The organism is Pseudoalteromonas sp. UCD-33C, assembly GCF_001306895.1.
GTDB lineage: Bacteria > Pseudomonadota > Gammaproteobacteria > Enterobacterales > Alteromonadaceae > Pseudoalteromonas.
The window spans coordinates 258,584-272,143 of record NZ_LJTB01000002.1 but is presented as its reverse complement, the minus strand read 5'-3'; the positions used below and the strand labels follow the sequence as shown (position 1 = coordinate 272,143).

Below are 13,560 nucleotides of genomic sequence, written 5' to 3'. Positions count from 1 at the left end.
ATCATCTTAAATGATTGTTTCAATTCTTTTGCATCAAGTCCATGACAACAAATTAACCGGACACGGAGAATACAATGCAGACAAAGAACACACACATCAATGCGCTTCCACTCACTCAAAGCTATTATCAAGGCCGTACAGACATTCCATTGATAGAACAAACAATTGGACAGTATCTTGACGATATTGTCGACAATTACCCTGATCACCCCGCAATTGTGGTTCATCATCAACAGTTCCGATTAACCTATAGACAATACCAGCAGCAGATTAACCAGTTAGCAATGGGGTTATTATCACTTGGCGTAAAACCTGGCGACCGGGTTGGTATTTGGTCACCCAATAATATCGAATGGTGTTTAACTCAATTTGCTACAGCTAAAATTGGTGCAATCATGGTATGCATTAACCCTGCATATCGACCAAGCGAATTAAAATACGCACTCAATAGTGTTGAGTGTTCAACACTTATCACAGCAAGTGAATTTAAAGCCAGTAATTATATAAGCATGCTCAATGAGCTCGCACCGGAACTAAAAGATTCACAAGCAGGTAAATTAAATTTAAACGCCCTGCCACACCTAAAAAATATAATTCGTATTGGAGCTGAGCCTGCTGCTGGCATGTTTAGCTTTAGCGATATCATGCATCGCGCTACAGATGCCCATAAACTCGAACTTGATGCAATTGCTGCTACTTTACATTGTGACCAAGATATCAATATTCAATTTACTTCTGGTACTACGGGTAATCCAAAAGGAGCGACCTTATCGCATAAAAACATCCTCAATAACGGATTTTTGATGGCCCAAGCGATGAAGCTGACACATGAGGATAAACTCTGTATTCCTGTACCGCTATATCACTGCTTTGGTATGGTGCTTGGCAATTTAGTATGTATAAGTAAAGGTGCTACCGCAGTTTTCCCGGGTGATTCATTCGACCCTAAAACAACCCTTGAAGTTGTTGAAAAAGAACGTTGTACTGGCCTACATGGTGTTCCAACTATGTTTATCGCCGAGTTAGAGCTTAAAAACTTTGCAAACTATGACTTATCTAGCCTACGAACAGGCGTGATGGCCGGCTCAACCTGCCCCGAGCAAGTTATGCATAAAGTTCACTCATTAATGCATATGAAAGAAGTTGTAATTGGTTATGGCCAAACAGAATGTAGCCCGATAAATAACGTGACCGAAACCGACTCACCACTCGAAAAACAAGTTACCACAGTGGGCCGTGCATTAGCCCATACTGAAGTGAAGATTATCGACGAGCTGGGTGATATTCAAAAAGTTGGCATACCGGGTGAAGTATGTAGTCGTGGTGCTGGAATTATGCGCTGCTATTGGAATGATGAAGAGAAAACGAAAGCAACAATTGATCAAGACGGTTGGTTACACTCTGGTGACTTAGGTGTGATGGACGAAGATGGCTTTGTTGCTATCGTTGGTCGAATAAAAGACATGATCATCCGTGGTGGTGAAAACATCTACCCAAGAGAAATAGAAGAAGTTCTCTACACCTACCCTGGTATTCAAGATGCAGCCATTTTTGGTATAAGTGATGAAAAATACGGCGAAGAAGTATGTGCCTGGATCCAACCTAAAGATGATGCAGTACTTGATGAAAATGCCATTCGTGATTTCTTAAAAGATAAACTAGCCTATTTCAAAGTACCAAAGCACATCCGCTTTGTTGAAGAATACCCAATGACAGTAACAGGCAAACTTCAAAAATTTAAAATGCGCGAACAAATGCAAGAACTCCTAAGCGAAAAAGCCTTCTCGTAACCATTTACGTGCAAAAATACACCCTAATTTCAATCAAGCTCAGCACCGCTGAGCTTTTTAATTTATTAAGACACCCAAATTATGAAAAGATATTAAGACACCCATATTAAATTAAGACGCTCATATTTATTTAAGGAGTTAACCGAGCTTCATATCTAAAGAATTAATTTAAGAAGACACCCAACTTAATATTTCTCACTTCTCAAAATTATGACTAAACTTAAATTGTTCAACTCATGGAGGAGAAGAGCATGGCAACCCCACGTAGAAACTTGATTAGCGTTTCAAACACGCCTTATTACCATTGTATTTCACGCTGCGTTCGTCGCGCTTATTTGTGCGGAAAAGATCCACTAACGGGTCGTTCATATGAACATAGGCGCGATTGGGTTGAAAAGAAACTACTTCAACTTGGGCGAATATTTTGTATTGATATTTGCGCCTACGCTGTAATGAGTAATCACACTCATCTGGTTCTTCACATTGATATAGCAAAAGCTAAGCGTCTAAATAATAAAGCGATTCTTATTAGATGGCACAAATTATTCAAAAGTACATTCCTTTGCCAACGATTCTTAAATGGCGAATTGCTAACACAAACCGAGCTCGCTACGGTTAATACCAAAGTAAATTTATATAGAGAAAGGCTCAGCAGCATTAGTTGGTTTATGCGAGTTCTTAACGAGGGTATTGCACGAAAAGCGAATCAAGAAGATGGATGTAAAGGGCGGTTTTGGGAAGGTCGCTTTAAATCACAAGCTTTACTTGATGAAGCAGCACTTGCCGCTTGCCTTGCTTATGTTGATTTAAACCCAGTAAGAGCAAAAGCGGCCGATTTACCTGAGCAATCTGACTACACCAGTATTAAATCTAGAATTTATGCAGCTCAAAATAATAAGCAACCAAAATCGCTTATGCGCTTTGCAGGTAAACCTCGTAAACATATGCCTAAGGGACTACCATTTGAGCTCAAGACATATCTGCAACTTGTAGATTGGACAGACCGTTCAATACGAGAAAATAAACCAGGTAAAATCCCAGAAAATGCGTTACCAATACTTGAAAGATTAAATATTTGTACAGAAAACTGGCTCACACTCACCACTTCCTTTACCCACTCGTTTAAAAATACAGCGGGTAAAGAGCAAGCTATAACTGAGTATGCAAAACACATGAAACGAAAGAGAAGAAGCTCAATAACTAACTGCCAAGCTTTGTTTTGCTAAACACTTAAACTTTTCATTTACTACTTTTATTCATCTATTTTAAATAAATAGAAAATGTCTACGTTCTGAAATTAACTTTAGCTAAAACTAAATGACCAACCCTTAAATCTAAATAATACAAAAGAACTAAACATCATTATATGCAAAATTAGTTCAATCAAAAGCTGTGGCTATCTAGCTTTAAACTACTAAAAGTGGGTGTCTTTTTATAAAAATGGATGTCTTTTATTTATTACACTACTCCTTGTTTTAACATTGCATCTGCAACTCGTTCGAACCCTGCTATATTCGCACCAAGGACCAAGTCATGTTCATTCGAGTACTGCTTGGCAGTAGCTGAAATTGTATCGAAAATAGACTTCATAACTTGCTGAAGTTTCTCATCAACTTGCTCAGCTCGCCACTTTTGCATACTGGCATTTTGAGCCATTTCAAATTGACTGGTAGCAACTCCACCAGCATTTGCAGCCTTACTTGGCCCTAAAAAAACATCGTTGTCTTTAAACACTTTTAACGCATCAGCTGTGGTCGGCATGTTTGCACCCTCGCACACAACAGAGCAGCCATTTTCAACCAAAGCTTCAGCATCTTTTTCGGTAATTTCATTTTGAGTTGCACAAGGAAGTGCAATATCTGCCTCATATCGCCACACTTGATGTCCGTCGCTAGGGTCTTGATTTACAGGTGTAAACTCAGCACCTTTGTGCTCGTTCAAATAATCCCTAAGCTCAGCACCTCGTTCATTTTTTAAGTGTTTTACAAGAGCCACATCAAGCCCATCTTTACAATACAAGGTCCCTTTTGAATCACTACAGCTAAGAATAACAGCATCGTATTGGTCAAGCTTTTCCATCAAATACAATGCTACATTACCAGCACCAGAAACTAGGCATCGCTTACCTCTTAAAGAATCGCCTTTAGCATCTAGCATGGCACTTAAAAAATATGCAACACCATAGCCAGTAGCTTCGGTTCTCAGTGAAGACCCTCCCATAATCTCAGGCTTGCCAGTTAACACCCCTTCAAATTGATTAGTTATCCGTTTGTATTGACCGAATAAATAACCAATTTCTCTCGCCCCAACGCCAATATCACCAGCAGGAACATCTGTGTTAGCACCTATGTGACGATAGAGTTCAGTCATATATGACTGACAAAAACGCATAATTTCATTGTCACTTTTCCCTTTAGGGTTAAAATCAGCACCGCCTTTAGCGCCTCCTAATGGCAAACCTGTGAGTGCATTCTTCAAAACTTGCTCAAAGCCTAAAAACTTCACCACACTTTGATTAACACTCGGATGGAATCTCAAGCCTCCCTTATATGGGCCTAGAGTTGAGCTAAATTCGATTCTAAAACCACGGTTAACTTGCACTTTGCCGTTATCATCAAGCCAAGGAACCCTGAATATTGCTTGCCTTTCAGGCTCAACTAACCGCTCTAGAATTGCCTGCTGTTGATATTCACTGTTACCTTCTACTACCTGATTTATTGATGAAAGCACTTCTTCAACAGCTTGATAAAACTCAGGCTCATTTGGATTAGACTCTTTAACTGATTGCAGTACTTCTTCGATATATTGCATTACAAAACCCTCTTTCAAGCTGTTGAAAATATTCAGTCTATTAGAATTAAACTGACTAAGACATAATATCGATCACTCATGTTTAACGAATAGTGAACACCGCTGATTGCTCCCCATCATATTGCCACTCAAAACGCAATGGTTCATTTTGAGAATCATAAAACCAAACTTCTGCCACAAGCTCTAAGGCACTATTTGCCAGCATCACAGTCGACGTTAATTTGCTTTGTTTTAGAGGTGCCCGCAATAAGCATTGATTGTAATCAGCCTTATTATCATCGCCTTTCAAGCAGATATTTAAATACGCTCTGCTATCACCCATGTTCAAATCTACATCTATGTTTAGTTCTATCTTGCTACTTAAATCAAATTGAGGAGCAATCGTTAGGTCAGCCATTGTCTCTGTTTCTACACTAGTGTCAGGAGGTGTTGTTTCTGGTGGCGGCGTGCTTGTGGTGGGTGTCTGTGTAGCAGTTGTGCTTACCGCTTCAGTTGAAGAGCTACCTTCACCACCGCCACCACACGCAGATAACATTAAGCTAATGATTAATAAAGTATAATGTTTCATGACTATTCTCCTCGTAGAATAACATTTGCAAGTTTTGCATTATTAAACCAAAGCGGCTTTTCCCGTCCCTCTGATTCAGCAAATGCTCTAAAGTCACTATACGCATGTGTTATATCAACACTCTCTTTTGGATGCGCCCATGAACTGCCAATCTCCATTGCCCAAGGTAGACCAGTTTCAGTTTGGAAATAATATCTTTGAGCACTATTACTGGCATCATCAGAGTCAGTGATTGAAAATAACTGTGAATTGAATTTTTCGGTTGGTTGTTGATTCTTAATATGAACTTCCCAACCACGTGGGTTTTGTCCAACTAAAAACTCACCATGGTAGTGATCTTGAGCCGCGAAAATAAATGGGTCTAAAGTATATTTTGGCGCTTCAATTGTGGTCACTCCACTTTGAAGTGAAACGGTTAAACTAAACGAAACTTTGCTGTTGGTATCACAGCCTGTTTCAGTTCTAAAATAACTACAACTTGACTGCTTATCTGCATAATCCCAAGTGTCTGGCATGATAATGAAAATAGCATCTTCAACCCCTTGTTCTAATATAGAATGTGATTGTGTTTCGCCATTTATCGTTAAATTAATTGAACTTGTATCTATCTGACTTCTTAATATTCGTTTATCAACATCATCGGCTATCGTTTGATACAAACGAACTGCAAAGCCATTATGAAAATCAGCACCAATTCCAACCAACTCCCCTTCTATTTTGTAACCAATGGCCTGACCTTCTTTATCAATCAATGTAGTACGGTAATTTACAACTAAATCGTTAAAGTCATAATCACCAGCAAAAGGCCATTGATCTTCGTAGGCAAGGGTTACCCAGCCGTTTTCACTTGGGTATACCAAACTTCCATATGTTGTTACCGGGTAATCCTCGACTTCGCCGCCTGTTACCCCACCACTTGCGGTAATTGGGTTAGCCTCGCTGCCATCGGTTACACGAAAGCGTGCCCATGTTGCTCCCATCACAGCATCACTCGGTACATCAACCAGCACACTGTTATCACCTTGATTTAAACTGTATTTACTTACTGTGATTTCGTCTGGATCAAACTGGAAATTTTGATCCCAATCGAACCAAGCATATAAATAACCATTATCATTAGGAGCGGTCACAATTATCTGGCTGGTAGAACCTGCAACAAAATCAGTGACAAATTTAACACCATCATCTGAGCTATCGATGGGCGATGCCTGTAAATCTGCAGGAGTGTTAATGTTTTCACCATCAACAACGGCTCCTAAATAAACTAAATTTGATTGGTCTTCATTAGGGTCAAACAGATGGCGGGCACCACTATCAGCAAGCGCTGTTTTATATGGCATAGGGGCATCGCCAAAGTCGATTGAGTTATCAGTTACTTTTACTTCTGCAATAGCACAGCGTGCACCATCATTTTGATTCGATGTTGGCCCTAAGGTGAACACTGCAGCGGTAGGTGTATAACCAACCACAGGGCTGGTGCTTAAATCTACTTTATGGATTTTACCGCTGCGGTTATTACTAAAATAAAACTGACCTTGCACATCAAAGTAACCTGCACCATTAGCGCCAGTATCGCCGGCTATGTCGAGGTTTGCTATAAAAGTGGGTGTCTGATTATCTAAGTTGATTTCATAAAGGTCGCCGTTAGACTCAACTGCATACAAAAGATTGCTATGTGGATGAAAAGCAAAATCATAAATAGCTAAATTCCAGTTCGCTGAGCCTGCAACTAATTGAGCCTGGTACTCGTCAGCCTCTTCAGTTAAATCAATGCCAAATAAACCAAATTTAGGGTGGTATAAATAGTAAACCGCCTGATTAGTTTCACTATTCACATGAATATCACCAACATAAAAATTGGTATCTGGTAGACCATTAACAATTAAACGTTGTAAAACATAATCATCACCAATACGTACAACACTTCTCGGGGCTTGTTTGCTAAAGCCATACATGTACTGGTCTTGATAATTAAAGCCAACCGCATTTACGCTGTCGTTATTCGCCTCTGTTGTAAAATCCATTGACGCCGCAAGCACGGTGGTTTTTGCAGATACTAGGTCAACGCCAAACATTTGCGCAGGCGAACCTTGAATCAAAAATGCTTTACTCGGGCACTGTTCAAATGGTGCAGCACTTACAAAGCCTGTTGCAAGTGCGGTTATTAGGTAAGCAGGTATGTTACTTTTCATAATTACACTCTCCTGTGGATGTGTTATTACTCAAAGCAGTAACCATTCCATAATATAACTCACGCTATAACAAGGTGTTATGAAAAATCAGACTGAGTATTTGCAAGATGCAAGAGGCATAGTTGCATAATGCAATTCTTTTTAGCTATAAAAGCAAATCATTCCCACTTAAAAGAATGGCATGCTAGACTAGTTAGGAATAAAAATAATAATAAACCCCACTATGAAACTTAAAGCCTCTGTAATTCTGTACTTTGCCTTATCAATGAACAGTGCTTTTGCATCAACACTGCAACAAAACATTGATGAAGCTAGAACAATCAGTGACTACCAAAAACGATATGACTATTTAAAAGCCATCGATAAAAAGCTTATTGAGTCTGCCAGCCTTGCAGAACAAGTAAGTTATAACGTTAGATTAATTCACGTTCACATACACCTCGGCCAATTTCAACAAGCGCAAACTATCATTGATGAACTTGAAGCGGGCCCAAAATACAAAAAAGACTCCCCCATTTACAGCGAGTTGTATCTAGCGAAAGCGCGGTTGGCATATAGAAAAAGTGACTTAGAAACCGCAATTTATTTATCGCAACAAAATGTCGCCCTATTTCAGCGCTTACAACTTACCCATTATGAAATTGATGCCGTGGCGAGTCTTGTCAGTGCTTATCATAATGCTGGCGAGTATCAAGCAGCCTTAAACTTACTTGAAGTTTATATTCACGACAACAATCGCGAATTAACCTTAAAGCAAAAAGAAATGCTCTATCATGGTTATTCGCGTAATCTTGAACAGTTAGACCGCTTAACGCTTGCACTCGAATATAAGCTAAAACGCCGTGAAGTTATTCAACAGATGTCGCCGTCTATCTCGTTACAAGCCGGCATTAGTTATTCAATTGCTCAAAGTTATTTAGATTTAGAACAATACGAAAAAGCAAAGAGCGAGTTTATTACAGCCCTTAGTTTTGATAGGCAAACGGGCTCACTTTCTGATATCGGACATAGTTTAGTTAAACTATCCCAATGCGAATATGGGCTAAAAAACTACAATGTAGCACTTGAATACGCACAAGAGGCTCAACAGGTGTTCGCAAGTTATAACAGCGCACGAAATACAGCCTGGGCAAATCATAATATTGCGATAAATTTGCTCGAAATCGATAAAGCAACTCAGGCATTAACCATAGAAAAACAAGTGATCACTGAACTCAAACAAGACGATCACTTATATATAGATGTACTACTTACATTAGCAAAGCTATACATTGGCTCTAATGAGCACGAACAAGCTAAACATTTTGCTGAGCAAGCCTACAAGTTAAGCAACCAAAAAAATAAGCTGCAAAAGCAAATCACAGCCCTAAAACATTTGATCACTGTGGCAGAACAACAATCTGATTACAAACAGGCATTGTCGTATCAACGTGCTATTACAGAGCTTGAAAAAGGCTTTGCCCGCAACAACTACAATCAACGTTTAGCGGAGCTGCAAAATTCCATTGCCATGCGCGACCGTGATTTGGCCATTCAAGATTTAAAACTCCAAGATAATGAAAAAAGCCAAGCAATTGCCTCACAGCGCCAAACTATCTTATATAGCATTTTATTATTTAGCCTGCTTTTAGCTGTAATGGGCATTGCTTTATTAAGAATAAGACAGAGAAAACAGCTTATTGAACAGCGCCGAAATTATCTCGATAAACAAATCAGTCAACGTAGTAAGTTATTATCACAAGTTGCTCACGAGTTAAGTGGTCCATTAACCGGGTTGCGCTTACACCTTGAAACGCTCCAAGCAGGCTTAACTCAATTTAATGAGCTTACATACGAAAAACTCAACCAAAAAATCACCGATATGGCAACTTTAGTCACTGATTTAAATAAAATTTCACTTTTAGAACAAAGCAGCTTTCAGCTCAACGTAACAACAATTAATGCGGCTGAGTATTTCCAAAGCTTGCACACAGATATGGTGATACAGCTTGATAAATTTGAAGTGAGATTCTCACAAAATGTTGCTGATGAATTAAACTTTGAGTGCGATGCAACACGGCTTTCACAGTTATTTGCAAACTTAATCAGTAATTCGCTTAAGTACACAAATCACCCTGGTAAGATAAATTTGACGATTAGCCAAAACCAAACTCAGCTCTTAATCTGCTATGAAGACTCAGCCCCTGGCGTCAGCGATGAAAGTTTAGCAAAGATTTTTGACCATCTTTATAGAGTGCCAGACTTAAAAACGGTGAAACAGTCAGGCTCAGGAATTGGGCTTGCGATAGTAAAACAAATTGTCGAAGCCCATAACTGGCATATTACAGCTGCTCATAGCGAACTGGGAGGTGTCCGCTATGACCTTACAATTCCTATTTAGTTGATTTGTCTGGCCATTCAAACGCGCCAACATCGCCAGGAAATACAACCGGTGATTCAATACCGTCTTTGTTTACAGCGGCAACACCAAAATAGTAGTTATCGATAACAACATTTTTAAGGGTTGCTTCGGTTACATTGCCAACATCGCGGCTAAATTGCCATTGTGGCTCACTCGTGTAACGCCAATAGATTTTATAACTGACCACCGTTGGATCATCGCTTTTATGCCACGCTAATGTTGTACTTGGCTTTACTGCACCTGAAATACTAACGCCCGTTGGTGGCGCTGGAGCCCATGCCATTGAAGCCATTGTCACTGCATTAAGTGACGTTAACTTCGCCGCATAGGCAAAATCAACATGGTCAATGGTATCACCGTAGGTAATACCATTTTCAGTACGCAAGTCTTGATGCTGTTGATTATAGTTTTCGTTGGTTTCCATTATACGCACAGCTGCAAAGCCAACATCGTTAAATGGACGGTGATGCCCTCCTCGACCAAAACGATCGAGTCGATATACCAACATGGTATCCAAATTCTCAATGTAGCGATCTGCGATTGTATCTATGTAACGTGCAAGGTTTCGACTTGCAGAGTCAACTTCACCACCGGTAAAACGGCGTTTATGGGCTTGCTCTTTAGTTTCAATAACCCGTGTACCTTCAGAGAAGATACGTGCAGTTGTGTTATCTGTTACCCCATTAATGCCGGTTGAATTACCAATCATGTCATTGTTTAAAACACCATGAACACGCCAGTTATGCTCTTGTGCATATTTAGCTATAATTTTACCACCAAACAAGCCTTGCTCTTCACCAGATAATGCTGCATAAACAATTGAGCCATTAAATTTATACTTTGATAAAACACGCGCCGATTCCAGCACGCCAGCCACACCAGATGCATTATCGTTAGCCCCTGGCGCATCTGAAGTATAGTCCATTACATCAGACACTCTCGAGTCAATATCACCCGACATCATAACCATTCGGTTCGCATCAACTTGACCGCGCTGAATAGCCACGATATTGACAACTTCAACAGGGTTTGGAATACGCTTTTCACCAGAAATAGTGTCTTTTACTTCAATAATTTCTAGGCAGTTACCGCAGGCTTTAGAAATCGCCTCAAACTCAGACTTGACCCAACGCCTTGCAGCACCAATACCGCGCGTATTTGATTTCGTCTCAGATAGAGTATGGCGAGTGCCAAAATCAACCAGCGTTTGAATATCTTGCTCTATACGTGTTTTAGAAACAGCATTTGCAATATCATGCAAAGCTTGTTGATCTTTATATTGAGGTGTTGTGGCATGAGCTGCCGAGATCAATAACAGCGATGAGCTAAATAAAGCACCCGTTGTTGTTATTATTTTACGCTTAAACATAGTTTCACTCCTTCAATGAATCATTCAAGGCTAACTAATATTTCATTTCGCGCAATAGTTATGAGTTAGAAAACAAATTATTAGGTTGAAACCATATACCAGCATTGCCTTAAATAAGTTACCCTGTATTTTTAGCGCCGGGTAACTTTATTCCATCATTGTAAAACACCATACGATTACCCCCTTCATACTTTGCTTTGTACATGGCTTTATCGGCACACTGAATGAGATATTCTGCGTCACCATAATGCTCGGGGAACAATACGGCACCAATACTTGGCGAGTAAATAAGCTCTGCATCGTTATAAATTAAGGGTTGGCAAATCTCGGTTATTAATTCGTCAACCATTTCGATGACGTCTTTTTTGTGTTTAATGCTATTGAGGATCACCACAAATTCATCGCCCCCTAAGCGCCCTACACTGTCTTCTTTTTTTAAGACATGACGAATACGCATAGCAATGGTTTTTAAGAGCTTGTCGCCAGCACCATGACCATGAATATCATTAACTTGCTTAAAGCCATCAATATCGATAAACAGTACTGCAATCACGGTTGAAATGGTGTTCGCAATCGACAATGATTCCTCAAGCTGGGTGGTTAAGAAACTGCGGTTGGGGAGATCGGTCAGAGGGTCGTGCCCAGCCATATAAATCAGTTTTTGTTCGAGCTTTTTTTGCTCTGTAATGTCATAAGCAATAGCCACTCTAACTTGCTTTTCTTTAGACCAATAAACAGACCATAAAACATGCACTATTCTGCCATCTTTTCTAACCCAGCGGTTTTCAAATCGTGGGTGCTGATCATTGACCACAATTTGATTAATGGCATTGATGGTTTTGGCTCTGTCTTCTGGATAAACAAAGTCCAACATTTTTCTATTAATGGCTTCTTCTGGCGCGTATCCGAAAATTGTTTCAAAGGCAGGATTAGTAAAAAGTAACGTGCCTTTGGCATCAACTACACATACTGCATCGAGTAGAAGCTCAATAATATCTGACAAATAATCCGATGTATCTATGTTCATACGCAACTTTTAGGCTAGGTCTACACTGAGTATAGACGAAACCTAACAAGTCACTGAAAGTTTAAGCCTTAATTGGATATAACTTTTTGCAAAGCCAAGCTGAAAAAGCACTGAAAACGGCAATACCCACAAAATCAGCGATTAAATCGACAAAATCTAGCGTCCGAGATTCGACAAAATACTGGCTTAGCTCTTCTAAAATCACAAATGTACTTACAATCAGCACAGCTAAATAAATAGGCCGCCCAGCAATATTCATTGTTTTAAACTTAAAGGCGAGGTTGATGAATAGCGTAAGTAGTCCAAATAAGCAAAAATGCCCCAACTTATCACCGTAAGGAATTGCCGCAACAAGTTCGAAAAACACCGACTTTTGCCCAGTATTGGCAAGATAGATAACCCAACCAATAAAACCAAAAAAGCTGATAGCAATTAACACAAGAATACGTTGAAACATCTTTTATGGCGCCATATGTGAGGTTAAAAATAAAAATTGATAGGCAATCACTTTATTCCAATAGTGCCAGTCATGAATGCCCGGACGTTCAACATAGTCATGGCGGATGCGCATTTTCAACATCGCTTGGTGTAGCGCTCGGTTTTGCTCAATAAAAAAGTCATCAACGCCTATATCAAGCATAATCGGTAAGGTATCAGCGCCCTTTTTCCATGCCGTATTGCCTGCAGCAATTTTATGGAGGTTATTAATAATGGCTATGCTATCCCATTTTTCTTTGTTTTCAGCGTAACTGCCGAGTACTTTTGCAAGATCAAACTCTGCACTAAAGGGCCTAACATCAACCCCAGCAGACATCCCTGAAACTGCTGCAAACAGGTTTGGGTGATTTATTGCAATGTGCAAAGCACCAAAGCCCCCCATTGATAAGCCTGTGATTGCACGGCCACTTTTAGACCGATTGGTCGAATATTTAGAATCGATATAATTTAGTAAGTCGTCTGCGATATAGGTTTCGTATTGTGAGCTTTTGTCGATATCAGAATCGAGATACCACGAACCAAAATTGCCATCTGGATTAACAATGATGACATCATATTGGTCTGCTAATTTTTCAATGTTTGTCAGCTTTGTCCAATCGCTGTGATTGCCACTATAGCCATGTAATACATAGATAACATTGTACTCTTTTGAGTCTTGATAGCCGTCAGGTAATGTCACCGTTACGGGTTTTTCGATGCTGGTTTTTTTGCCCTTAAATATGTGGGTGTCGGTATGGTAGGCACAAAGCGGTAAACTAAAAACAAGAGACAGCGTACAAAGCAACTTTTTCATCATTAATTCCTTTTTCTTATTATATTTTCATTTCTCACACTAGATGTAAATAACTGAATAGTTGATAGATTTTAATCTTAGTTTTTAAATTAAATGAACTGCTAAAAAACC

Annotated in this window: 10 protein-coding genes; 3 read left to right on the top strand and 7 right to left on the bottom strand. The window is 39.6% G+C overall.

Annotation, left to right across the window (positions count from 1 at the left end; all coding sequences use genetic code 11):
* Positions 1-74: 74 nt before the first annotated feature.
* Entirely contained in the window at positions 75-1,790 is a 1,716-nt protein-coding gene (locus tag AOG26_RS04485; protein WP_054561404.1) for an AMP-binding protein, read from the top strand.
* Positions 1,791-2,041: 251 nt separating this feature from the next.
* Positions 2,042-3,016, top strand: coding sequence for a transposase (locus AOG26_RS04480; RefSeq protein ID WP_054561403.1), 975 nt, complete (start codon positions 2,042-2,044; stop codon positions 3,014-3,016).
* A gap of 232 nt (positions 3,017-3,248) precedes the next feature.
* Here AOG26_RS04480 and gdhA read toward each other — a convergent pair whose 3' ends face one another.
* From gdhA to AOG26_RS04465, 3 genes are all read right to left on the bottom strand, one after another.
* Positions 3,249-4,601: an NADP-specific glutamate dehydrogenase gene (gene gdhA / locus AOG26_RS04475; RefSeq protein ID WP_054561402.1), complete on the bottom strand. Its 1,353-nt coding sequence runs from the start codon at positions 4,599-4,601 to the stop codon at positions 3,249-3,251.
* 82 nt (positions 4,602-4,683) lie between these two features.
* On the bottom strand, positions 4,684-5,169 hold the full coding sequence (locus AOG26_RS04470; RefSeq protein ID WP_054561401.1) for a hypothetical protein: 486 nt from the start codon (positions 5,167-5,169) through the stop codon (positions 4,684-4,686).
* 2 nt (positions 5,170-5,171) lie between these two features.
* Positions 5,172-7,361, bottom strand: a complete 2,190-nt coding sequence (locus AOG26_RS04465; protein ID WP_054561400.1) for an LruC domain-containing protein — start codon at positions 7,359-7,361, stop codon at positions 5,172-5,174.
* Between the two features lie 223 nt (positions 7,362-7,584).
* On the opposite strand from AOG26_RS04465, the gene AOG26_RS04460 reads away from it, so the two are divergent.
* On the top strand, positions 7,585-9,741 hold the full coding sequence (locus AOG26_RS04460) for an ATP-binding protein (RefSeq protein WP_054561399.1): 2,157 nt from the start codon (positions 7,585-7,587) through the stop codon (positions 9,739-9,741).
* Here AOG26_RS04460 and AOG26_RS04455 read toward each other — a convergent pair.
* The 4 genes from AOG26_RS04455 to AOG26_RS04440 form a co-directional block, all read right to left on the bottom strand.
* Complete coding sequence (locus AOG26_RS04455; RefSeq protein ID WP_054561398.1) at positions 9,734-11,131, bottom strand: M28 family metallopeptidase; 1,398 nt, start codon at positions 11,129-11,131, stop codon at positions 9,734-9,736. The genes AOG26_RS04460 and AOG26_RS04455 overlap by 8 nt on opposite strands.
* Positions 11,132-11,249: 118 nt before the next feature.
* Positions 11,250-12,158 (bottom strand): sensor domain-containing diguanylate cyclase, encoded by a 909-nt coding sequence (locus AOG26_RS04450; protein WP_054561397.1) that lies wholly within the window; start codon positions 12,156-12,158, stop codon positions 11,250-11,252.
* A 61-nt stretch (positions 12,159-12,219) separates the two neighbouring features.
* Positions 12,220-12,615, bottom strand: coding sequence for a VanZ family protein (locus AOG26_RS04445; RefSeq protein ID WP_054561396.1), 396 nt, complete (start codon positions 12,613-12,615; stop codon positions 12,220-12,222).
* A 3-nt stretch (positions 12,616-12,618) separates the two neighbouring features.
* Complete coding sequence (locus AOG26_RS04440; protein WP_054561395.1) at positions 12,619-13,449, bottom strand: alpha/beta hydrolase; 831 nt, start codon at positions 13,447-13,449, stop codon at positions 12,619-12,621.
* Positions 13,450-13,560 lie beyond the last annotated feature (111 nt).

Coding starts and splice junctions, on each gene's coding strand:
- AOG26_RS04465 (WP_054561400.1), bottom strand. CDS start 7,361: ATGAAAAGTAACATACCTGCTTACCTAATAACCGCACTTGCAACAGGC.
- AOG26_RS04460 (WP_054561399.1), top strand. CDS start 7,585: ATGAAACTTAAAGCCTCTGTAATTCTGTACTTTGCCTTATCAATGAAC.
- AOG26_RS04485 (WP_054561404.1), top strand. CDS start 75: ATGCAGACAAAGAACACACACATCAATGCGCTTCCACTCACTCAAAGC.
- AOG26_RS04445 (WP_054561396.1), bottom strand. CDS start 12,615: ATGTTTCAACGTATTCTTGTGTTAATTGCTATCAGCTTTTTTGGTTTT.
- AOG26_RS04470 (WP_054561401.1), bottom strand. CDS start 5,169: ATGAAACATTATACTTTATTAATCATTAGCTTAATGTTATCTGCGTGT.
- AOG26_RS04480 (WP_054561403.1), top strand. CDS start 2,042: ATGGCAACCCCACGTAGAAACTTGATTAGCGTTTCAAACACGCCTTAT.
- gdhA (WP_054561402.1), bottom strand. CDS start 4,601: ATGCAATATATCGAAGAAGTACTGCAATCAGTTAAAGAGTCTAATCCA.
- AOG26_RS04450 (WP_054561397.1), bottom strand. CDS start 12,158: ATGAACATAGATACATCGGATTATTTGTCAGATATTATTGAGCTTCTA.
- AOG26_RS04440 (WP_054561395.1), bottom strand. CDS start 13,449: ATGAAAAAGTTGCTTTGTACGCTGTCTCTTGTTTTTAGTTTACCGCTT.
- AOG26_RS04455 (WP_054561398.1), bottom strand. CDS start 11,131: ATGTTTAAGCGTAAAATAATAACAACAACGGGTGCTTTATTTAGCTCA.